This window comes from Microcoleus sp. N9_A2, from assembly GCF_036701775.1.
Lineage (GTDB): Bacteria > Cyanobacteriota > Cyanobacteriia > Cyanobacteriales > Microcoleaceae > Microcoleus.
In genome coordinates this window covers 25,702-49,344 of record NZ_JAUBRH010000008.1, presented here as the reverse complement: position 1 = coordinate 49,344, position 23,643 = coordinate 25,702, and the positions used below count along the sequence as shown (strand labels likewise).

The 23,643-nt window shown below is 47.2% G+C and carries 16 protein-coding genes and 1 tRNA gene; 5 read left to right on the top strand and 12 right to left on the bottom strand.

The features are described from left to right. Window positions 1–26: 26 nt before the first annotated feature. From QUA44_RS06965 to QUA44_RS06945, 5 genes are all read right to left on the bottom strand, one after another. Window positions 27–1,349 (bottom strand): 3-isopropylmalate dehydratase large subunit, encoded by a 1,323-nt coding sequence (locus tag QUA44_RS06965; protein ID WP_333249377.1) that lies wholly within the window; start codon window positions 1,347–1,349, stop codon window positions 27–29. 100 nt (window positions 1,350–1,449) lie between these two features. Then, window positions 1,450–1,620: a hypothetical protein gene (locus QUA44_RS06960; protein WP_333249376.1), complete on the bottom strand. Its 171-nt coding sequence runs from the start codon at window positions 1,618–1,620 to the stop codon at window positions 1,450–1,452. 302 nt (window positions 1,621–1,922) lie between these two features. Next, window positions 1,923–2,663 (bottom strand): DNA/RNA nuclease SfsA, encoded by a 741-nt coding sequence (sfsA, locus tag QUA44_RS06955; protein ID WP_333249374.1) that lies wholly within the window; start codon window positions 2,661–2,663, stop codon window positions 1,923–1,925. Window positions 2,664–2,762: 99 nt separating this feature from the next. Beyond that, window positions 2,763–3,470: a glutathione S-transferase family protein gene (locus QUA44_RS06950; RefSeq protein WP_333116228.1), complete on the bottom strand. Its 708-nt coding sequence runs from the start codon at window positions 3,468–3,470 to the stop codon at window positions 2,763–2,765. Between the two features lie 210 nt (window positions 3,471–3,680). Then, complete coding sequence (locus tag QUA44_RS06945) at window positions 3,681–4,853, bottom strand: DUF3095 domain-containing protein (RefSeq protein WP_333116224.1); 1,173 nt, start codon at window positions 4,851–4,853, stop codon at window positions 3,681–3,683. 67 nt (window positions 4,854–4,920) lie between these two features. Between QUA44_RS06945 and murJ the strand changes: the two genes are divergently transcribed. From murJ to QUA44_RS06930, 3 genes are all read left to right on the top strand, one after another. After that, complete coding sequence (gene murJ / locus QUA44_RS06940) at window positions 4,921–6,534, top strand: murein biosynthesis integral membrane protein MurJ (protein WP_333249372.1); 1,614 nt, start codon at window positions 4,921–4,923, stop codon at window positions 6,532–6,534. Between the two features lie 452 nt (window positions 6,535–6,986). Continuing rightward, on the top strand, window positions 6,987–7,874 hold the full coding sequence (locus tag QUA44_RS06935; RefSeq protein ID WP_333249371.1) for a sulfotransferase: 888 nt from the start codon (window positions 6,987–6,989) through the stop codon (window positions 7,872–7,874). A 249-nt stretch (window positions 7,875–8,123) separates the two neighbouring features. Beyond that, window positions 8,124–15,230, top strand: a complete 7,107-nt coding sequence (locus QUA44_RS06930) for a DUF4347 domain-containing protein (protein WP_333249369.1) — start codon at window positions 8,124–8,126, stop codon at window positions 15,228–15,230. Between the two features lie 74 nt (window positions 15,231–15,304). On the opposite strand, the gene QUA44_RS06925 is transcribed toward QUA44_RS06930, so the two are convergent. The 3 genes from QUA44_RS06925 to moaC all read right to left on the bottom strand — a co-directional run bounded on the left by QUA44_RS06925 (window position 15,305) and on the right by moaC (window position 16,538). Further along, window positions 15,305–15,607, bottom strand: coding sequence for a DUF3181 family protein (locus tag QUA44_RS06925; protein ID WP_333115568.1), 303 nt, complete (start codon window positions 15,605–15,607; stop codon window positions 15,305–15,307). A 63-nt stretch (window positions 15,608–15,670) separates the two neighbouring features. Beyond that, on the bottom strand, window positions 15,671–15,928 hold the full coding sequence (locus tag QUA44_RS06920; RefSeq protein ID WP_333115571.1) for a 2TM domain-containing protein: 258 nt from the start codon (window positions 15,926–15,928) through the stop codon (window positions 15,671–15,673). A gap of 88 nt (window positions 15,929–16,016) precedes the next feature. Next, entirely contained in the window at window positions 16,017–16,538 is a 522-nt protein-coding gene (moaC, locus tag QUA44_RS06915) for a cyclic pyranopterin monophosphate synthase MoaC (protein WP_333249367.1), read from the bottom strand. A gap of 93 nt (window positions 16,539–16,631) precedes the next feature. On the opposite strand from moaC, the gene QUA44_RS06910 reads away from it, so the two are divergent. Beyond that, a tRNA-Arg gene (locus tag QUA44_RS06910) sits at window positions 16,632–16,705 on the top strand. A 223-nt stretch (window positions 16,706–16,928) separates the two neighbouring features. Here the strand turns inward: QUA44_RS06910 and QUA44_RS06905 are convergent. The 3 genes from QUA44_RS06905 to QUA44_RS06895 form a co-directional block, all read right to left on the bottom strand. Further along, window positions 16,929–18,173 carry an MFS transporter gene (locus QUA44_RS06905; RefSeq protein WP_333249366.1) on the bottom strand — a complete coding sequence of 415 codons (1,245 nt, stop codon included), beginning with the start codon at window positions 18,171–18,173 and terminating at the stop codon, window positions 16,929–16,931. 310 nt (window positions 18,174–18,483) lie between these two features. Further along, window positions 18,484–19,671, bottom strand: coding sequence for a glycosyltransferase family 4 protein (locus QUA44_RS06900; RefSeq protein WP_333249364.1), 1,188 nt, complete (start codon window positions 19,669–19,671; stop codon window positions 18,484–18,486). A gap of 249 nt (window positions 19,672–19,920) precedes the next feature. Beyond that, window positions 19,921–21,609, bottom strand: coding sequence for a DUF2079 domain-containing protein (locus QUA44_RS06895; protein WP_333249362.1), 1,689 nt, complete (start codon window positions 21,607–21,609; stop codon window positions 19,921–19,923). Window positions 21,610–21,697: 88 nt separating this feature from the next. Between QUA44_RS06895 and QUA44_RS06890 the strand changes: the two genes are divergently transcribed. Beyond that, window positions 21,698–22,939 (top strand): histidine kinase, encoded by a 1,242-nt coding sequence (locus QUA44_RS06890; protein ID WP_333249361.1) that lies wholly within the window; start codon window positions 21,698–21,700, stop codon window positions 22,937–22,939. Window positions 22,940–23,016: 77 nt separating this feature from the next. Here the strand turns inward: QUA44_RS06890 and mutT are convergent, their stop codons facing one another. Next, window positions 23,017–23,421, bottom strand: coding sequence for an 8-oxo-dGTP diphosphatase MutT (gene mutT / locus QUA44_RS06885; RefSeq protein WP_333249359.1), 405 nt, complete (start codon window positions 23,419–23,421; stop codon window positions 23,017–23,019). Between the last annotated feature and the right edge of the window lie 222 nt (window positions 23,422–23,643).

Below are 23,643 nucleotides of genomic sequence, written 5' to 3'. Positions count from 1 at the left end.
CCTTAAAGAATGCTAAAAGCAACTATCTAACGCAGGAATTCGCGCGGATCGGTGACATACCCAGTCAGGGCAGACGCGGCCGCCGTGTAAGGCGAAGCCAGATAAACTTGCGCTTCTTTGTTCCCCATCCGGCCGGGGAAATTGCGGTTAGTTGTAGACACGCAAATTTCCGGTTCGTTCATCCGCCCGAAAGTATCTTTCGGGCCACCCAAACAAGCGGCGCAAGAAGGGGCTGCGGGTTCGATGCAGCCGGCAGCTAAGAAGATTTCCGAAAGCGTTTGACCCTCGTATTTTGTGACAAACAAATCTTCGTAAACTTTCTGAGTGGCCGGTACTAAATACGTCGGAACTTTGACTTGATTTCCTTTGAGAATGCGGGCTGCATTCAAAAAGTCGGAGGTTTTGCCACCGGTGCAGGAACCGATGTAAACTCGATCGATCTTGACATCGCGGCAGTTGCGGGCCAATTCGCGGTTGTCGGGGGAGTGCGGTTTGGCGACGACTGGTTCTAATTTGCTGACATCGTAGGTGCGATCGCTATAAAAACTAGCATCAGCATCAGTGTAAAAGGCCTCAAAGGGCACATTAGTACGAGGATTAACGTAATCAAACGTGGTTTTGTCCGCAGCCACCGTGCCGTTTTTGCCGCCAGCTTCGATTACCATATTGCACAGCGTCATCCGTTCTTCCATCGTCAAACGTTCGACTGTATCGCCGGCAAATTCCATTGTCCGGTAGTTAGCCCCGGCCACGCTGATATCGCCAATAATTTGCAAAATCAAATCTTTTGCTAACAAATAATCGGGCAATTCGCCGTTGAGTATAAAGCGCATCGTCGCCGGCACTTTAATCAACAGTTTGCCGGTTCCCATAATAAATGCCGCGTCCGTATTGCCAATACCGGTGGCAAATTGTCCGAAAGCGCCGGCATTGCAGGTGTGGGAATCTGTGCCGAAGAGCACTTCGCCGGGCCGCGTGTGGCCTTCTTGGGCTAGGGCGATGTGGCAAACTCCTTTGTAGTCGGGATTTGCTTTGAAGTCCGATCGATCCGTGATGTCGTAAAAGTATTTTATCCCTTGTTCTGCGGCAAAATCGCGGAGAATATCGACGTTGCGGTTAGCGCGTTCGTCGTTGGTGAAAATGTAGTGGTCGGGAATTAAGACGATTTTGTCTGGATTCCAGACTTTAGCATTTTCGCCGAATTCCCGTTTGAAAACGCCGATGGTGCCCGGCCCGCAGACATCGTGGGTCATCAACACGTCTGTTTCTACCCAAATGTTTTCTCCGGGCTCTACTTTAGTGCGGCCTGATGCTTTGGCTAAGATTTTTTCGGTCAGGGTCATTCCCATAGTTCGATCGCTCTTTTTGGTAAGATGCTACATAACTGTATTGTACGAAACATCGCCTGATACTGACAGGTAATTTATTAAGCAAACATTAAAAGAAGAATCAATTTCCCGATTTTTCACCAACTATAGCGGTAGTTAGATTTTTTTTTAAGCCATAATAAATTCGTGCAAAAGCAGCAATATACTGTCTCTGCAAATTTCCATAAATCAGTAATTTATCAATACAAAAATACCAGTGTTCCTCCATAATATCAATTCCGGTTGCACTCATATAGCAATCCTAAATCATTCATGCAGATATGTAGGGGCGGTGCCCCCGTGCCCGCCTCCGAGAGATTGGGCAACCACGGGGGGATTGCCCCTACAAGAACTATGCAAATGATTTAGGATCGCTATACATGATGTTAATTGTTAACTGTTAACTGTTGACTGTTAACTGTTAACTGTTGACTGTTAACTGTTGACTGTTAACTGTTAAGATCATTCCTATGCAACCGGATACGATATAACTCGGAGACGGTGGCCGATCAGAATTCTCGTTTTGTGCTGTAAACCAGCAGTCGATCCAGCACTTCAGTTTCCGTTAGCGGTTAGTAAATCCATTTTTGCTAAGCCCAAATAGCGCACACCTTCCGGCGTCACGTCAAACCGACAAGGCAAAACTTCCACACCTTCAGCCACAGCCTGTCTGAACAATTGTCCGTAAAGGCGATCGGCACTATCTCCCGGAGCAAAATCCGTACAATCTCCCCGATTAATAAAATACAGCATTACAGCCCTCGAACCCTGCCGCACCACATCGATCAACTCTCTCAAATGTTTCTGTCCCCGCTCCGTCACTGTATCAGGAAATAAAGCTAATGTATCTTTGACCCAAGTTGTATTTTTCACTTCCAGAAAAATCGGTTTTTCCTCACCAGTCAGCCAAAAATCAACACGACTTTTTTTATCGATACCGTAAACAACCTCCGGCTGAATTAAACTGTAATTGCCCAACTCAGGAAACAATCGCAACTCCAAAGCTAATTTAATCGCTCGATTTGGCAGCCCAGTATTAACTCCCACCCAAACAGGTACAGTATCGCAAACCTTAATTAATTCCCAAGTATAAGCTAACTTGCGTTTGGGATTATCGCTGGCAGATACTAGGACAGGATTACCCGGAATCAAAACACCAGTCATCGGGCCGGTATTCGGACAGTGCGCGGTGATAATTTCTCCCGAATCTAGTTCGATTTCGGCAAAAAATCGCTTGTACCGCTTGATTAAAATGCCTGGTAATAAAGCGGGATATTTGTAAATAAAGTCACTCATTATATTTTGATATTTTAGTAGGTTTGTAGTTGCGCTTCAGCGCTGAAGCGCAACTACAAACCTGTTTCAATCTGCTACTTGCGTAAGTTTTGTCGTGAGTTAACTTTTTTCTTTGTTCGCATCATTTATTTGATCGTTCAAAGGTTGCTTGTGCCTGCCTTTCATCAACTGTTTCATTTGCGCTTTAAAAGCTTCTACCAATTCGGGACTAGCTTGAGTTTTTTGCCAAGAATCGCGGGAATTTAAGCGTTCCGACCAAGCATTTAAATTGGGATATTCGTCCAAAGATATGCCCAAACTAGGCAGCCACGGCACGGAAACTCCAGCAACAATATCGGCTAGAGTAATACGATCGCCCTTGCCAAAAAAAGAGCGATCGCCCAACAAACCCTCAAAAAACCTCAGTACCGCAGCTACTTGCTGCTGTGATTGCTCCAACTTTTCCGGGTCGCCTTCGCCGCCGAAAGTCTGGCGTACAAAAGGACTCATCGCCGGCGTCAACTCGTTCACTGTCACCATTTCCACCATCCGCACGATCGCCCTTTCTCCTTCATCCTCCGGTAGCAGTGCAGGCGCGGGATACTTAGCTTCCAGATAATCGAGAATTGCCAGCGTTTCTATTATATTAAAATCCCCATCAGCTAAAACAGGAACGTGGTGAAAAGGGCTAATTGCCAAAAAATCTGGCTGAAATTGATCGCCATTTAATTTCATCGACACCAATTCAAACGGAATGTCCTTTTCGAGCAAGGCGATCCAAACCCGGCGGCTGTTAGTCGAAAGCGGATTGTGATAAAGTTTCAGCACGGTAATTCGATTTTAGATTTTAGATTTTAGATTGAGGCATCATAGCACGAAACGACGGTTTGTAGTTTAGGTAGGCTTACTGGGAGCATCTCAATGAAAGCAGCCCAGCTAGAAATTGGAGGTAGGAGGCCCGAGACTGCGGGACAGGAGGAAAGAGTCAGAAATCAGGAGTCAAAAGAAGTATTTTTACAAATATGAGATGCTCCCGGCTTATTGATTCATTCTTTGTTTCATATCCTTTGCAGCTAAAGTATAACCTCCATCAGCACCGTCTATAAAATGTACTTGGCGGCCGTTGCGTTCAAACACCAAACAAGTCATCAACGCTCTGTCAGCAACGTGCAAACCGTAAACCAGCTTGCCTTCTCGGTAATTCTTTTCCAAGTACACCGTCAATTTTTTTCGCTGCCACCCATTGCCCGAAATTACCATTCGCAACATATCATCAAATTTTCGGTAATCCGTAGCTGCGATCGCAATATCTTTATAAACTCCCCAATCTAACTCTTCTGTCTTAACTTTCAAATTCATTAGCAGCGAACCAAGCGCCGTCTCTAACTGTATTTTTGATAAATCTATCTGGCGGTCTAGCCAACTAGCATTGCTCGCCCTAACTTGAATTTCTTTAATTAGCTTTTTGCTATTCAATGTCAAATTAAGATTTTTACCATTAATAGGATTTAAACAATCTTCCTTGCCGTAAATGTATTCAATTTTTTCTAAAATATTTCTATAAAATAGATGACTTTGCCGATCGAAATCCGATCGCACCATTACCAGCAGCGTTACTATTTCCCCGTACTTGCTGGGAATATCCTGCCACCGGCACTCCAATCCTGAAAAATCGGCTGTTTCTGAAACGCCCTGATTTTTAATACTGTAAATATTACCAGCAGCAGGGTCTTTAATAAGTTCAGTCGCACGGGTTAAGCCGCCCCCGATAAAAACAGCTTGGCTGTAATTTTCGGAAACTTTAAACTTAGCTATTTTAACCGGGTAATTAGCTGCTACCACAACTTTAACCGGCACAGCCCCAACTCGCAAATCCATGTCAAATTCAGTCTTAGCCATTTGTTGAGTGGCAAGCAAAGCAATCTTAGCAGCGGGTAAAAGCGATGGCCCCATTAACAGAGAAGCGCCGTCGCCACCAAAGATAAAGGGAATTTCTATTTTGCCTGCTACATTCAAAACAGCAGCGATCGAACAAGCTCCCAATAAGTTAACTTCTTTGTATTTTCCAGCTTCAATCGCTTTGGTAGAACCGCGAATATCTGTGACAACAATGTACCAATCATCAGGTACGTCAACAAAATTACCCAGATCGGTAATCTTGAGAAAATTGTCCAGTAAAGGTAATGCGGAATAGAAATTTTCTGAATTCATGTTATGATTTTCCAGATTTGCTATTAAACTTAGTGAAGCCTTTTATCACTAGCATTTGTAACTATTTGTGTCTGAACCGCAGAAGCCCTCTCGTTCCCTAGCAGGGATTGCCGGCATTGTCGCAGTCGCCACTCTGATTAGTAAAGTCTTCGGGTTGGTGCGCCAAATTGCGATCGCCGCAGCCTTTGGAGTCGGTGTCGCCGTCGATGCCTACAACTACGCCTACGTCATACCCGGTTTCTTATTTATTTTACTCGGAGGCATCAACGGGCCTTTTCACAGCGCCATAGTCAGCGTTTTAGCCCGCCGCGACAAAAAAGAAGCTGCACCCTTAGTCGAGACTATCACCACCTTAGTCGGCGGCATACTTTTGTTAGTAACAGTCGCTTTAATTATTTTCGCCGATCCGCTGATAGATTTGGTAGCACCGGGATTAAATAGAACAGCAGAAGGCTTAGCAATCAAAGCAATTGCTGTCCAACAATTTCGGATCATGGCACCGATGGCATTACTTTCAGGCTTAATCGGTATTGGTTTCGGCACTCTCAACGCCGCCGATATGTACTGGTTGCCTTCGATTAGTCCTTTATTTTCTAGTGTTGCACTTGTCGGCGGTTTGGCGATTCTCGCCCTGCAACTCGGAGAAAAAATTACTCAGCCTGGGTACGCACTAATGGGCGGTTTAGTGTTAGCTTGGGGAACTTTAGCGGGAGCAGTTTTGCAGTGGTTGGTGCAACTGGTGGCGCAGTCGCGCGCGGGCTTGGGAAAATTGCGTTTGCGGTTCAATTTTAAACGTCCCGGAGTACAAGAAGTAGTTAAGGTGATGGTTCCTGCTACTTTATCATCGGGAATGCTGCAAATTAATGTCTATACTGACCTATTTTTTGCATCCTACATCCCTCAAGCTGCATCTGCGATGGGTTACAGCGGCTTGTTGGTTATGACTCCTTTAGGCATCATTTCTAATGTAATTTTAGTACCATTTTTGCCAATCTTTTCTCGCCTTGCCGAACCCAAAGACTGGCCGGAATTAAAAGATCGAATTCGTCAATCTTTAATTTTGACCGGCGTTACGATGCTGCCCCTAAGCGCTTTAATGGTAACACTTGCCGGCCCGATCGTCCGTGTTGTTTACGAACGCTATGCTTTCGATCGGTCAGCATCGCAGTTTGTGACGCCGATATTGATGGCTTACAGTATTGGAATGTTTGTGTATTTGGGACGCGACGTTTTGGTACGGGTATTTTACGCTTTGGGAGACGGGGAAACCCCTTTTCGCATCAGTATTATCAATATCTTTTTAAACGGTCTTTTGGATTATTTGTTGGTAGGAGCTTTTGGCGCGCCCGGATTAGTTTTGGCGACGGTGGGAGTGAATCTTGTTTCGATGATTATGCTTTTGTACTTTTTAGATAAAAAGCTGGGTGGTCTGCCTTGGGGGGAGTGGAGTTTGCCTTTTCTGGGGTTAACTTCTGGCAGTTGTCTAACTGCTTTCGTCACCTTGGCTACTCTGCAAGGCTGTCAAAGAGTTTTGGGTACTGAAGGTGTGGTAATTCAATTAGTGCAGTTGAGTGTGGCAAGTTTTGTAGGGTTAGCAGTTTTTGCGGTGTTTGTCAGTCAGATGAAGTTGCCGGAAGTTGATATGTTTGTCGATCGCATTCGGGGACGTTTTCGCAAATAAATATCAGAAATTTGCGGCCGATTCCAGGAATTTGAGACAAAGTGCGATCGGCCTTACACCCAAATCAACAATTATCCGCGTCCATCCGCGTCCATCCGCCCGCATCAGCGGTTAAAAATTCCCCAATAATTAACAACGGCGATGTCTAGATTGTAAAGATATCGTCAACCTTAATGCTGTCTGGCAAAACAGCCAATAAAATTCTTACAAAAAAAATACGCCCTCATACCCACAGCCTCTGAGGGAGGTCTAAATTATGTCCACATGGAAAAGATCCGACTTTTCCGACTTTAAGATCCGACTTTTCCGACTTTACAGAGGCAGGGGCCCGAAGCAATGATAGAGACAGGGAAAGTAAACCCACGATGTCTAGATTGTAAAGATATCGTAAACCAGCAGAGTTGTGTTGCGGAGTATAAATAAAAATATGCTATAAAAGATATGTCTTTAGTATGATACATTTGGATTGCATCTATGTTATTTACATTCATTCCTACGCGAAGCCAGTGAGATCCCACTTCATATCAGGACTACCACGCTCAGGGTCTACTTTGCTGGCTGCACTACTACGACAAAATCCCCGGTTTCACGCTGCTATGACTAGCCCAGTGGGGGGATTAGTGGAGAGAATGCTGGAAGCCATGAGCGAAGACAACGAGTTTTCCGCGTTCATTTCCCCCGAACAAAAACGGGCGCTGATTATGAGCATCTTTTCGGCTTATTACCACCCGCAAGCCGACAAAGAAATTATCTTCGACACCAATCGCCTGTGGTGCAGCAAATTACCATTAGTTCAGGAACTATTTCCCGAAGCAAAAGTCATCTGCTGCGTCAGAAACATCGCCTGGATTATGGACAGCATCGAGATACTGATTCGGCGCAACGCCTTTGATATTTCCCGGTTATTTAACAATCCAGCGGAACGGGCGACAGTCTACAGCCGCACCGAAGCATTAAGTCAGGGTTCCCGTTTAGTTGGTTATGCTTACAACGCTCTCAAAGAAGCATTCTACAGCGAACAAAGTGCATCTATTCTACTGGTAGATTACGAGCTGTTAACTATAAACCCCGCTAAAATAATGTCGCTAATTTATCAATTTTTGGGCGAAGAACTTTTCGAGCATGATTTCGAGAATGTTCAATATCACGAACCAGAATTCGATAAGAGACTACAAACAAAAGGATTGCATCAAGTGCGTGCCAAAGTCGAGTTTAAACCGAGAAAAACAATTTTACCCCCCGATTTGTTCGAGCGATTTGATAGCTTATCTTTTTGGACAGATGCCACAAACAGCCGCGCCAGCGCCATTGTCGCGAAGCCACATTCCGGCAGGGGTTGAAACCCCTGCCTCAAAGCGCAAGTCCTCTCAAAGAGGACTGAAAAACTCATTAGTCCTCTTTTAGAGGACTTTAGCTATGAGACAGGGAATTCATTCCCTGGCGGACTGGCGGGCGAGCGAGAAAACTGGCGGGCTGACAGCTTAAGTTGACACCAATGGGCACGGCGTCATGTCCCGACTGTGGGTAATATCAATTCCAATGCCACCGGACTTAAATATAAACCATAAATCTCAAGGATTTCAACAACCATGAACTTACCAACCACCAACCAACAAATCATTTTCGTAGATCCTTCTGTACAGAACTATCAAAGCCTGATTCAAAACATCGATGCCGCTCAAATTTTCATTTTAAATGAAAATTTGAGCGGCATCGAGCAAATTACCAATGCCTTGGCTAATCAAAAAGATATTGAAGCAGTGCATATCCTTTCACACGGCAGCGAAGGCAGTCTAAAACTTGGTTCAGATGTACTGAATGGGAATGATATAGAAAATTTCAACACTCAGCTAAAACAGTGGGGAAATGGCCTCACAGAAAACGGCGACATCCTATTATATGGATGCGATGCAGCTGCCGGAGAAACTGGCAATAATTTTGTCAAGCGATTGAGCGAACTCACCGGAGCAGATGTCGCAGCCTCTAACGACTTAACAGGAAATGCCGTTAAAGGCGGCGACTGGGATTTAGAAATAGTAACGGGCCAGATTGAATCCGCCGTGCCGTTTAATCGGCAGGCGATGGAAGATTATGACTATACCCTGGCTAACTTTGATGTCACAGTCGCAACCGATGATGGCACAGGCACTGTAGCAGGCACATTGAGCAAAGCAATTTTAGATGCGAATGCCGCAGGTGGCGATGACACTATTACTATCCAAACAAATGTCCGATTTACAGGAACTCCTAATGTTCCCATTAACAGCAATATTGCCTTTATTGGTGGCGGTTTCATCGTAAGCGGGGATATCAATAACAACAGCATCAATGATGCGGGTGATGTTCGTCCCTTCTTTGTCAATTCGGGAATCGTCAGTTTCTCCAACATGACTATCACTAACGGACGAGCCCAAGGCGGAAATGGTGGTCGAAGTAGTGGTAGTGGGGGGGGTGCTGCTGCCGGGATGGGTGGCGGTTTGTTTGTTTATAACGGCACGGTTGCACTTAATAATATTGCGTTTAATGGCAATCAAGCAATTGGCGGCGGCGGCGGCGGTTACATCAGCGGTTTTGATGGCGGCGGCGGCGGCGGCGGCGGCTTTGGCGGCAACGGTTTTGACGGCACCAACCCCGGTGGAGCCGGTGGCAACGGTGGCTTGACCGGTGGCTTGGGCGGCGTCGGCGGCATCTTTGGCGGCGGCGCCGCCGGCAACGGTGACGTGGGCAGCGGCGGCGGTGGCACCGCCTCTGGCGCTGGCTTGGCGGGCGGCAGAGGCGGTTTTGGTGGCGGCGGCGGCGGCTGGGGCAACACCAGTTTTGGTTTAGGTGGCTATGGCGGCGGCGGCGGCGGCAGTAACAGCACCAACGGCGGCAACTTTGGCGGCGGCGGCAGCGGTTACCGCTACGGCGGCAGCGGTGCTGGTTTAGGTGGTGCCATCTTCATCCGCCAAGGGGCTTTAACGCTTAATAACACCGCTTTTACGAACAACACAGCCACAGGCGGCACAGGCGCGAGCCCCGGTCAAGGCAAAGGTGGGGCAATTTTCGCCATGCAGTCCCTCACCAACGCTAACGGCAACAACCAGGGAATGCCAACTGCGCTACCTATTGTCACCTCATTTGGATTAGGAGCAACTTTCACCAGCAACACCGCAGCCAACCAAGCTGGCACTCCCGCTGCCACCACCTCTGCCAACGGTGTCGGCAATAACCAAGACAATAACGATGTTTACGGTACGATTTTAGGCAACCCCGTCAACCTCTCAGTCAGCAGTAACGCAGGCACAGAAGCAGGAACAACCGCCATCACCGTCACCGCTACCGCAGAGAGTGCCGTTACAGGCCCTCAAACCGTTGACTTAGGCGTAGCAGGAACAAATATCACCGCTGGCGACTACAACCTCAGCGGCACAACCATCACCATTCCCACTGGACAAACTACAGGAACAGTTACATTTACTGTTGCCGATGATGCCTTAATTGAAGGAAGCGAAACTGCAACTCTAACTATCAGCAATCCTTCGGCTGGGATAGTGTTGGGAGCGAACACCAGTCAAAATATTGCGATTACCGACAACGACTTCCCCAACGTCAACCTCTCAGTCAGCAGTAACGCAGGCACAGAAGCAGGAACAACCGCCATCACCGTCACCGCTACCGCAGAGAGTGCCGTTACAGGCCCTCAAACCGTTGACTTAGGCGTAGCAGGAACAAATATCACCGCTGGCGACTACAACCTCAGCGGCACAACCATCACCATTCCCACTGGACAAACTACAGGAACAGTTACATTTACTGTTGCCGATGATGCCTTAATTGAAGGAAGCGAAACTGCAACTTTAGCTATCAGCAATCCTTCGGCTGGGATAGTGTTGGGAGCGAACACCAGTCAAAATATTGCGATTACCGACAACGACTTCCCCAACGTCAACCTCTCAGTCAGCAGTAGCGCAGGCACAGAAGCAGGAACAACCGCCATCACCGTCACCGCTACCGCAGAGAGTGCCGTTACAGGCCCTCAAACCGTTGACTTAGGCGTAGCAGGAACAAATATCACCGCTGGCGACTACAACCTCAGCGGCACAACCATCACCATTCCCACTGGACAAACTACAGGAACAGTTACATTTACTGTTGCCGATGATGCCTTAATTGAAGGAAGCGAAACTGCAACTTTAGCTATCAGCAATCCTTCGGCTGGGATAGTGTTGGGAGCGAACACCAGTCAAAATATTGCGATTACCGACAACGACTTCCCCAACGTCAACCTCTTAGTCAGCAGTAGCGCAGGCACAGAAGCAGGAACAACCGCCATCACCGTCACCGCCATCGCATCTGAAACAGTTACAGGCCCTCAAACCGTTGACTTAGGCGTAGCAGGAACAAATATCACCGCTGGCGACTACAACCTCAGCGGCACAACCATCACCATTCCCACTGGACAAACTACAGGAACAGTTACATTTACTGTTGCCGATGATGCCTTAATTGAAGGAAGCGAAACTGCAACTCTAACTATCAGCAATCCTTCGGCTGGGATAGTGTTGGGAGCGAACACCAGTCAAAATATTGCGATTACCGACAACGACTTCCCCAACGTCAACCTCTCAGTTACCCCGACTACCGGCACCGAAGCCGGAACCACCGCCATCACCGTCACCGCTACTACCAACGCACCCGTAGCCGGCAACCAAACCGTTGACCTAGCCTTAACTGGAACAGCAACGGCTGCTGATTTCACCGGCACCATTCCCACCCAAATTACCATCGCCGATGGCGCCACCAGCGGACAAGTCACCTTCACCATTAGCGACGACCAAATTGCCGAAATTGACGAAACTGCCACCCTCACCATTAGCAGCCCATCGGCAGGCATTCAATTAGGAACCACTACCACAGGTAGTTTCACCATCACCGACAACGACACTGCTGGCTTTCAAATCCTCCCGATTAGCGGCAATACCAGCGAATTCGGTGGTCAAGCCACCTTTGACATCCGCTTAACCAGCCAACCCACCGCCGATGTCATCCTTGGCTTAACCAGCAACAACACAGCAGAAGGCACGGTTTTACCCGCGAACCTCACATTTAATTCCACCAATTGGAACGTTTACCAAACTGCCACCATCACCGGCGTAGATGATTTAGTGGCTGACGGTGATATTGCCTACCAAATTATCACCGCTGCCGACACCACCACAGCCGACACAAACTATAACAATCTCAACCCAGAAGATGTCAATGTCACCAACACAGACAACGACTCTCCAGGCGTTACCGTCACTCAATCTGCTGGCAGTACCGAAGTAACAGAAGGGGGAATTACCGATTCTTATACCCTACAATTGAACACCCTCCCCACCAGCAATGTTGACATTACCGTGACGGCGGATACTCAAGCAGAAGTTAGCCTAGATGGAACGAATTTTGCTGCCACGCAAATTCTAACCTTCACAAATGTTAATGGTATCACTCCCCAAACTGTCACCGTTCGTGCTGTTGATGACACGCTACCAGAAAACAACCATACCGGTGCACTAACCCACGCGATTACCAACAGTACCGATCCCAATTATCCGACAACATTGGCGATCGGGCCGGTGAATGCCCAGATTACTGATAACGATATTACTTACAGCGTTGTCGGCAGTACCGCTAGCATCACTGAGGGAAATAGCGGCACTCAAACGGTAAGTTTCACCGTTACTCGCAGCGGAGAAATTAGCCAAAGTAGCAGCATCGATTTTAGCTTTGGGGGAACCGCAACCAACGGTGCAGATTACAACAACGCCAATGTTACCGGAACTGGGGTCACGGCTACTGGTAGTACGATTAGTTTTGCGGCCAATGCTAGCATAGCGACTATTGCGGTGGATGTTTTGGGCGATCGAATTGCCGAACCTAACGAAACCCTAGCACTCACTCTGAGCAACGCCACTGCCCCAGGAACTGCTAACATTATTGGTTCTCCAATAACCACCACGATTCAAGACGATGATATTGCGGGAATTTCTATCAATCCCACTGCCGGATTAACAACCACAGAAGCAGGGGGAACGGCTACTTTTACGGTAGTTCTAAATAGCCAGCCTACAGCAGATGTGACGATTGGGACGACTTCGGATAATACGGCTGAAGGTACTGTAGATAAACCGAGTTTAACTTTCACATCGGCTAACTGGAATACTCCCCAAACCGTCACTGTCACCGGAGTAGATGACAGCGTAGTAGATGGAAATGTTGCCTATAACATTGTCACTGCTGCTGCTACCAGTACCGATACCAATTACAGCGGTGTTAATGCCGATGATGTCGCAGTTACCAACACTGACAACGACAGCAAAGGCATCACCGTCACTCCGACTGCCGGTTTAACCACTACCGAAGCGGGCGGAACAGCTAATTTTACAGTAGTTCTCAATAGCCAGCCTACAGCAGATGTGACTGTTGGGATGACTTCCGATAAAACGACTGAAGGGACAATAGATAAACCCAGTTTAACTTTCACCTCTGCTAACTGGAATACTCCCCAAACCGTCACTGTCACCGGAGTAGATGACTTATTAGTAGATGGCAGTGTTGCTTACAATATTGTCACTGCTGCTGCTACCAGTACCGATACTAATTACAGCGGTGTTAATGCGGATGATGTCGCAGTTACTAATACTGACAATGACAGCAAAGGCATCACCGTCACTCCCAGCAGTGGTTTAACAAGAACTACTGAAGCGGGGGGGACTGCTACTTTTACGGTAGTTCTAAATAGCCAGCCTACAGCAGATGTGACGATTGGGACGACTTCGGATAATACGGCTGAAGGTACTGTAGATAAACCGAGTTTAACTTTCACGTCGGCTAACTGGAATACTCCCCAAACTGTCACCGTTACCGGAGTAGATGACTTAGTAGTAGATGGGAATGTTGCTTACAACATTGTCACCGCTGCGGCTACCAGTACCGATACTAATTACAGTGGTGTTAATGCGGATGATGTCGCAGTTACTAATACTGACAACGACAGCAAAGGCATCACCGTCACTCCTACCAGCGGTTTAACAACTACTGAAGCGGGGGGAACTACTACTTTTACGGTAGTTCTAAATAGCCAGCCTACAGCAGATGTGACGATTGGGACGACTTCGGATAATACGGCTGAAGGTACTGTAGATAAACCGAGTTTAACTTTCACATCGGCTAACTGGAATACTCCCCAAACCGTCACTGTCACCGGAGTAGATGACTTAGTAGTAGATGGGAATGTTGCTTACAACATTGTCACCGCACCCGCTACCAGTACCGATACTAATTACAGTGGTGTTGATGCTTCAGATGTCGCAGTTACTAATACTGACAACGACACCGCACCGATACCCACGCCCACACCCACGCCCACACCCGCACCAATCCCTCCGAACACACCAAGACCAACACCCACACCCGCACCAATCTTTGGGGAAACACCAACACCAACACCCACACCCGCACCAATCTTTGGGGAAACACCAACACCAACACCCACACCCGCGCCAATCTTTGGGGAAACACCAACACCAACACCCACACCAGCGCCAATCCCTGGGGAAACACCAACACCAACACCCACACCCACACCAGCACCAATCTCTGCACCAACCCCTGCACCAATCTCTGCACCAACCCCTGCACCAACCCCTGCACCAACCCCTGCACCAACCCCTGCACCAACCCCTGCACCAACCCCTGCACCAACCCCTGCTGAAACACCGACGCCAACACCATCAATAACGCCAACACCAATAACTAATAACATCCCCAATGACGACTGCATCTGCGATGACATTGACTATCCCAACTTAAACCAACCTAACTCAGTTGAAAACACCATACTCGGTGTATCGGGAATTCAAATAGGCACTGCCCAAAACGATGAATTTCTCGGCAGCAACAACGGCAATATATTCGATGCCAAATCAGGGAATGATAACTTATATGGTGGCGAGGTTCGCGACATCCTCAACGGCAACACAGGCAATGATTTTATCAGCGGTGGCAAAGGTGATGACATCCTATTTGGAGATGAAGGAAACGACATCGTTCTTGGCGACTTGGGCAATGATTTAATCTTCGGAGGCAAAGGCAATGACTCCATAAATGGCCGCGAAGGTAATGACATCATTCGGGGTGATAAAGATAATGACTTCATCGATGGGGGCAAGGATAATGACACCTTATTTGGAGGCAAAGGTGACGACATAATGCTTGGTAGTGATGGAGACGACTACCTGTTTGGAAATGAGGGTTCGGATACCATCTGCGGCGGTGCTGGCAATGATTTTATCAGCGGTAACGAACAAGCAGATATTCTGGGAGGATGTGAAGGAAATGATACTATTTACGGTGGGGAAGATAACGATACTCTCCTGGGCGGAAAAGGCTCTGATATCCTTTACGGAGATTTGGGAAATGATAGTTTGATTGGCGGTAGCGGCAATGATATCTTTGTCTTAAATGCAGGTCAAGGATTTGACATTATTGCTGATTTTACCATTGGTCAAGATTCGATCGCACTAAGCGGAGGTTTGAGCTTTAGCCAGTTAGCAATAACTCAAAATACTCAGGGTACAATTATCAAAAATGCCTTGACAGGAGAAGAGTTAGGTGTGATGATTGGAGTGAGTGCCAATTCGCTAACAGCGGCTAACTTCATGCTGGTTTAGGGAAAAATGAAAAGTGCGATCGCCATTAAATCCACAAAGGGCGATCGCACTTAAATCCAAATCAACAATTGATATCACATCTGACGCTGAAATTCCTCCAAAACATCCATCAACTTAACTTGACACTGCATCGGAATCAAATCTGCCAGCGGCACTTCTCGCTTGCCGCCGCCCAACTTGATTGAAATTCCTTGCAAAACTCCTTCAACTTTGTCAGTATCTAAATTGCCCTTTTCCAGCATTGAATAAAGTTGTTGGGCAACCACCGTATGCAGGTGGGCATCACGGAGATACAAATGCCACTTGGCAATGTCAATGTAGACATTTTCGCCGATTTCGGCTGCTAAGGATTCGATCGCCTGAGTAGTATTAGCCATATAAAAAGCAGAAAGTTATTGGTGATCCGTCAAAAAAAGTTAACCGATCGCCGACAACTGCCTTCAGCCAGAATCTTTGGTGAGGGGCGAATAATCGGCGATCGCAAAAATGAAAATCGCGTGGGCCAAAACTACTAGAGCCCATACACCCGTTACCGAAACTGCCCAAGGCCAATCAGCCTTTTGCAAATTTTGAACAAACCACAAACCAGAATTTGTAGCAGAAAAAAGACCGACGTGGATGGCAAAATTCATCCGGTCATCTAAGCGGCGGTACTCTGGATCGTTGCGATCGGGTTTGCGGGGCCAACGAGGAGGCATAGTTTTTCACATGATATTAGTAGTTCTGTGCCTATTTTAATCTTAAGCGCAGCTTTTTGAATTCTGCATCCCTCTCAAGACAGGAAATTTATTCCTCTAAATTTTGATAATCCCCTGATTTGCCACCGCTTTTGCTTACCAGACGAATCGATTCAATGGCGATCGACTTTTCCAAAGCCTTCGCCATATCGTACAAAGTCAGCGCCGCCACCGAAACCGCCGTCAGCGCCTCCATTTCCACCCCAGTTTCCGCCTTAATCTTCACCGTCGCCCGAATTTGATACCCCGGCAACCCAGCATCCGCTATCACCTGCACCTTCACGCTACTCAGCGGCAGAGGGTGACACAGAGGAATCAAATTAGCCGTCTGCTTGGCCGCCATAATCCCAGCCAGCCTCGCAGTGCCCAACACATCCCCTTTCGGCGCATTCCCCGCTTCAATCGCAGCAAACGTCTCCGGTAGCATCCGCACCCGCCCCGCGGCCACAGCTTGCCGCACAGTTGCCACTTTCGCCGAAACGTCCACCATTTGGGCTTCCCCGCTGTTGTCGAGGTGAGTTAGCTGCGGGCGATCGGGCAATTTAGAAATATTTTGAGAAAGGTCTTGCATTATTTTGAGAATGGTGTTACTGTTAGATTCTGTGCGGAACAGAGATTGTTCAATTTTAGATTAAATCTAAAATTTCAACTCTCCAAGCAACAGGGGCTTGTAGCTTAGTTGGATAGAGTGCATGGCTACGAACCATGAGGTCGGGGGTTCGAATCCCTCCAAGCCCACTACTAAAAGTTATGAATTTTGAATTCTGAGTTTTGAATTAAGAAATTAATCCAACTCACGACTTAAAACTCATAACTTTTTTAATTTTGTGCGTTTACTAGACCTCTTGCAAAAATATCTAGGACGATGCTCAAAGCCCATCCCACAAAAATCATTTTTTATGGTGGAGTGGGCTTTGAGCATCGCCCCAAAATTGATTAAAAGGACTTTGGCAATTCAAGTCTACTGATTCAAAGCATAAATATCTTTGCCTCTACCGATCGCAAATTTCATCGAATTAGACAAGCCCTTGCTAGACTGAGTAATAAAAACCAGCAAAGCCAAGCCAGCGAGGCCAGCCGCAAAACCAAACATATTTCTGTAGCCAACTTGTTCAGCAACAAAGCCTAAAGTCGGCCCAGCAATCGCAATTCCCAAATCAAATCCGCCAATACAAAGCGAAAACAAGCGGCCCCTTTCATGAGGTTCGCACCTGTCCGACATCAGCGTTACCATCATCGGCAAAACCGTACCGCCCGCGCAACCTTCAACCAAAGCTGCTATTAAAAAAGCACTGCTGTTGTTAGCAAAATACAACAATAACATAGATACCGCATAACAAATTAAGCCGCCAGAAATAAACAAGCCCCGACCGTATTTGTCCGAAGCCCGTCCCGTGAGCAACCGTATACCGAAACTGGCGATAGCCGCCGTAGAATAAAATAATCCCGGATTCAAATTAGCCTTAGTTTCTTGGATAAACAAAGGCATAAAAGTGCTCAAAGTTCCGAATACTAAACCAACCAGCAATAACACTAAAGCCGGAATCCGCACTCTAGGATTCCACAGCATTTCCCAGTATTTTTGGCTATTTTTGTCCTCAGATAGCGAGTCCGATTGTGTTAAATCTGCAAAATTAGGTTCCGCAATTTTGCAGGTAAAAAATACAGCCGTTGCAGCGAAAACCGCCGACATCGCAAACAAAGGAGTATAACCAACCCCAGCTTGCACAAATCCGCCAATAGCCGGGCCAAATGCTAGACCAATAGGACTCACCAAACTCATGTAACCGATTAATTCGCCCCGCTTTCCTGGTGGCGACAAATCTGTTACCAAAGCGCTGTAAGCTGTGGTAAAAGCGGCGATACTAATGCCGTGAAAAACGCGAATAAGTAACAGTAAGGGGATAGATTGAGCTAACAGGTAGCCCACAGGGGCGATCGCAGCGACTGCCACGCCTAGCAGCAAAACTTGTTTTCGCCCCCTGCTGTCGGCTATTTTACCCAACGGTGGCCTCGATAGCAAAAGTCCGATCGCAAATGCACCCATCACAAAGCCAATTTGCTGTTTTGTGCCGCCCACAGATTGAACGTACAGCGGCAAAGTTGGCAGCAGCGAAGCCAAACTCGACCAGAATAGCAGGCCTGCGGTGAATAAAGTCAGCAAGCTGCGTCTGGGTTGGGGATCGATGTCCCTAAAAATATTCAAGATGCGAATTCCCTTTAAATCTTCCGAGTCCACTCAAGCTAACGTCAAGTGTATCCATATCATTGTGTTACAAATCCTTAATATTTGCAACTATAGCGGTTCTCAATGGAGTGAAATCCCAAATATGTAGGTTGGGTTGAGGTAACGAAACCCAACTCTTCATTTCAAATAAGATGTTGGGCGGAGCGAAGCGTAGGGTTCGCTATCACTCAACCCAACCTACTTCTACTTCTAAAAAAGTTGATATTTTACTCAACAGTCAACAGTCAACAGTCAACAGTCAACAGTCAACAGTCAACAGTCAACACTCTTACCAATCAACCTCAGCCCTTTCCTCCACCACCCGGTCATAAACCCACTGGGTTTCCATCGCCAACTTCGGCCAACTAAATCGGCGTTCCAAATCCTCATAAGCATTGTCAACCAACCACCGCGCGTAACCCGGATTTTTCAGCACCTCCAAAATTCCCCATGCCAAAGAATCCCGATTGTTTGCCTCAGTAACAATGCCAGTTTTAGTGTGCAGCACCACCTCTGGAAGTCCGCCCGCATTCGACACCACCACAGGCACTCTTGCAGCAAAGCTTTCTAACGCTACAATCCCAAAAGGTTCGTAAAGACTGGGAAAAACCGCGCAGTCAGCCACCGTCTGAAATTTGTCAAGATTTTCCTCAAACATGAACCCCGTAAAATAACACTTATGCCAAATTCCTAAATGCCAAGCCAACTGTTTTAGATGGTCTGTATTGCCGCCGCCAACAATCACAATTTTCGCTTTGCCCCCCATTTCCCAAATTACTTTAGGTGCAGCATTTAGAAATACAGCAATGCCTTTTTCATAGCTAATTCTTCCTACATAATATACTATTTTTTCGTCGTCTGTCGCAAACTGGCGGCGGAAGTTCATCGCGTCAAATTCGTTCCAGCGCGGCTTTTTTTCGGCTCTAATTCCGTTGTAAATTACCTCGATTTTGTTCCACGGAGTCGATAGTACCCGTTCGGCTTCCCGCCGCATATAGTCGCTGCAAACAATTACCCGCCAAGCGTTGTAAGCGAGGTCGTTTTCCTTGCCGTTAATGTAGCGCTGTCCTTCGTTGTGGATGCCGTTGAAGCGCCCGTATTCGGTGGCATGGATGGTGGCAATTAGGGGTACTTTAAAGGTATGCTTGAGGGCGATCGCCGCATCTCCCACCAACCAATCGTGAGCGTGGATGATATCAAAGGGGCCTTCCTCCAGCATTAGTTTGCCGCCTTGTTTGCCCATGCTTTGATTGAGATTCGCGACCCAGTGAAAAAAGTCCCTGGCGTGCCCCACCACCACCCGATGCACCCGTATTCCTTCCACCACTTCGTACATTGGCGCGTGGCCGAACTCGACTGTAATTAAGTGAATCGAGTGGCCCAGCTTCACTAATTCTGGATACAGTTCCGCTACGTGGCGGGCGATACCGCCTACGATTCTGGGAGGAAACTCCCATGCCAATACCAAAATTTTCATCTTTCTTCCTCCAAATAATTTATATATCTTAATGTTTAGGATTAACAGATTTATTGTATAATAATCGGCCTCAAATTTGAGTTGATCGCAAGTTGATGCCCAATGCCTGACTTTTGGCAGCAACAAAGACAGAAAATCATTCCTAAACCTGGTTTTTGCAGGAAATTGCTCGATCGCCATTACCTGAAAAAACAGGTTTCCTCAAGATTTGAGCCACTGAGGGAAGCAATGGCGATCGTAACTACCCGCTTACCGTTTCTTCAAAATCGGCTCCAATTCGCCGCGAAAACGCGTCCAAGCAGCAGCAGATCCAGAATTAGAAACAGCACCCTGACGCATCAAAATCGCGCCATCTTCAAAGCCAACAATTCCGTACTCTCCTGATTTGGACATTCGATCGATCGCCGGTACGATCTCCTGCAACTGTCCCCGTTCCCCGCGAAACGCAGCCTGATACTGCTGCAACTGCCAGATATCGGCAATTACATATTGCATCTTCACTGCCTTCCCCGCATCATTGCGGAGTTCAAACATCGGAAACCTGAGAATTTCTCGGCGGCTTGACAAAATCGGCACAATAGTATTCGTCGCTGCCACGCTAGCATCAGCAGGAATTTGAGCCAACAGCGGCCGCACTTGCAAAACGTGCTGCCATTGTCTGACAAGAGGAACCTGCACCCAAGGATCGATCGCATCGGGCAAAATCAAAGAAAAAGTCCGATTTGGGTTAGAAGTGAAGGTAAAAAATAGCGACAAACAGATGCAAAACGCCCAAAAGCGGCGAAACCTTGAAGACGAAGGCAGAGGAAATAAAGCAGAAGGAAAACGCAAAAACATTCTTTCCTCTCTCACCATTCTATCTTCTTCCTTTTGACGCTGGGCCCACCACAGAATCGCCCCATAAAAAAGCCCTGGAACCACAGTCATCGCATAGCGAATATTAATTGCCAGCACCGACTCTCCTTTCGCTAAAAATAGCTTCAGCAGCGGAAATCCAGCTATCATCCAAGATGCAGGCGCGAAAGCAGGAACCAAAGCTAATGGCAACCACTGGCCAAGCAGGTATCTAATTTTACCAAAAAACGGCGTAAATAATTGAGCCACCAAGCGCCCGGGATTGCTAACCATTCCCCAAATAATTTCAAGAGTCGAAGCTTCATCTCCATCGGCATATTGGCCGAAGCGCTCCATCATAAACCGCTGGGATATGTCAGCAGAAAACAAAGGCATAATCAGATTGGTCAGGACGATCATATAACCAAAACTGAGTATGCAGACGGCTAAACCAGTCCCAGGGTAGCGCCGGCTCAAAATCAGGTAAACTCCAACGCCAAATAAAACAACTCCCCCATCTTCTCGCACGGCCAAAATTAAAGTTGCCAGAATCCCAAACAAGGGCCACCAGCGCTTCTCCATAGCCAGCAGCAAGCCAAAGACATAAAGTGGAATTTGACAAATATCGTGAAAATTGCCCAAAGTCGGGCCGATGACCGCGTTAGCGCAGTAATAGCTCACAACAATTGTCGCCGACAGCCTCGGTTCCAGATAATGTCTGGCGAGAGCATAGAGCACTCCTCCAGCCGCGGTAATTAAAGTCACCTGCAACACCGTCAAAGTGACGGGCGAGGGAAACAGCGAGTAAATTGGCAGCCACAGCATCAGCGCCGGGGTGAAATGCTGCCCCAACCGGTAGTAAGATACTTCCGGGAGCTGATTTTGGTGAACCACATTAGTGGACAAAGCCGAAGAGAGGGAACTCTCAAACAAGTGACCCCGAGTGCCGTTCCAAAAAAGTTGATTGAAAATGCCTTGGTCGTAAGTAGCGTAAAAACTGTAGTAGCGATGCAGCGTCAGCAACAGGCACAGCACAAAAAAGGCGGCCGCCACTTTCACCACCACCTGCAGCGACTCATTTTTCTTCCATCTCAAAAATGTCATTGGCCCGCCGTAATGAAATCATCGGACACTAGCATAAATCTAAAGCAAGTATTAAATTAAAGTAGAAGTGAAATAACTCGGCTCGGCAATGGTCAATTATTTTCACCCGATCGAAAAGCTCAACAGCGTCCATCCAACACCCGGCACCAGCGGCACTGACTGTTCTCCCGAACAGCCGGTCAATTCCGCACCGCTTTTACAGCTTTTGCTGTTTGTAGACAAGCGTCCCTCTTCTAGGGAACAGACCAGACACATCCGCAAGTCCCTAAAGGATTTGAAGGCAGAGTGCGACTTTGATCTTCAAATCATCGACGTAGGAGAACAGCCCGATTTAGCCGAACACTTTAAACTTGTAGCCACTCCCTCGTTGCTCAAAATTCATCCTGAGCCGCGACAAACTCTCGCCGGCAGCAATTTAATCGCCCAACTCGAACACTGGTGGCCCCGCTGGAAGCGTTCTGTAGAAGAATACGCAGCTCAGCAGCAGTCTGCCCCTGCTCTGACGGCAGCAGCTCTGGCAGACCCAAAACCCATCTATTCGGTTGCTTGCGCCACTGAGCTCGTGCAGCTTGCGGATGAAGTTTTTCGGCTAAAACAGGAAAAAGAACACCTGCAAGAGCAGTTGCAGTTGAAAGACCGGATTATTGCGATGCTGGCTCACGACTTGCGTAATCCCTTGACGGCGGCATCTTTGGCTTTGGAGACTTTGGAGTCAAATCAGAAGGTGAAGGAGGGGCAAAAGTCCCGTTTGACACCGACTCTGGCGGCTCATTTGATGAAGCAAGCCCGCCGCCAAATCCGAATTGTCGATCGTATGATTACAGATATCCTGCAAGCAGCCCGGGGTACAAACGCTCAACTCCACATTGAACCAAAAAGAATCGAACTGGGGGCGATTTGTCAAGATGTAATATTGCAGTTTCAAGACAAATTTCAGGCGAAAAGTCTGAACTTAGAAACAGACATTCCCGCAGATTTGCCCTTGGTTTATGCCGATCCCGATCGCATCAAACAAGTCATAGTCAACCTGCTTGACAACGCCAGCAAGTACACGCCAGACCGAGGAACTGTTAATCTTTCAATTCTCCACCGCACCGCTTACAAAGTTCAAGTCAGTATTTGCAACAGCGGCCCGGGAATTCCTGAAGAAGATTGCGCGAGCATTTTTGAAGACAGCTTTCGCTTGCAGCGAGATAAATCAACAGACGGTTACGGCATTGGACTGTCTCTGTGTCAAGGCATCATCCGCGCCCACTACGGTCAAATTTGGGTAGACTCTGTACCCGATAGAGGCAGTTGTTTTCACTTTACTCTGCCCGTCCAAAAATAGTTGACAGTTGACAGTTGACAGTTGATAGTTGATAGTTGACAGTTGATAGTTGATAGCAAGAAATTTGACATGACAGTTCAACTTTGCCGCAGTGCAGCAATAATCTGTGCGTTTGCCTTGGGAAAAGTAAATTGGTCAATTTCGTCGAGTGTTACCCAGCGAATTTCATCGCATTCGATCGTTTGCGGTTCCCCGCTGACGTGGCGGCAGTGGTGCACGTATAGTCTAACTGTAAATTTAGTGTAGTCGTGGTCAATTGTAATCAGGCGATCGCCAACTTCTACAACAATCCCCAACTCCTCCATAATTTCCCGTTTTATGCAAGCTTCGATTGTTTCCCCAGGCTCTATTTTTCCGCCCGGAAACTCCCAGAAACCCCCGTGCAGTCCATGTTGTCGGCGCTTGTCAATCAAAATTTGTTGGCGATCGTTCCAGATTGCAGCAACGCCGATAACTTTGTGGGCCAAGGGAGTAATAGACATATTAACTAGAAATTGGGAATGGGGAATTGCGAATGGGGAATTGCGAATGGGGAATTGGGAATTTAAGAATAATATCAATAATTATTCAATTATTTAATCAACAATCTAAAATCTAAAATCTAAAATCAACAATCTAAAATCTAAAATCTAAAATCTAAAATCTAAAATCTAAAATATTAAGCCCCCATCTTGCGAGGGGGGGCTTGACACTTGTACACTTAA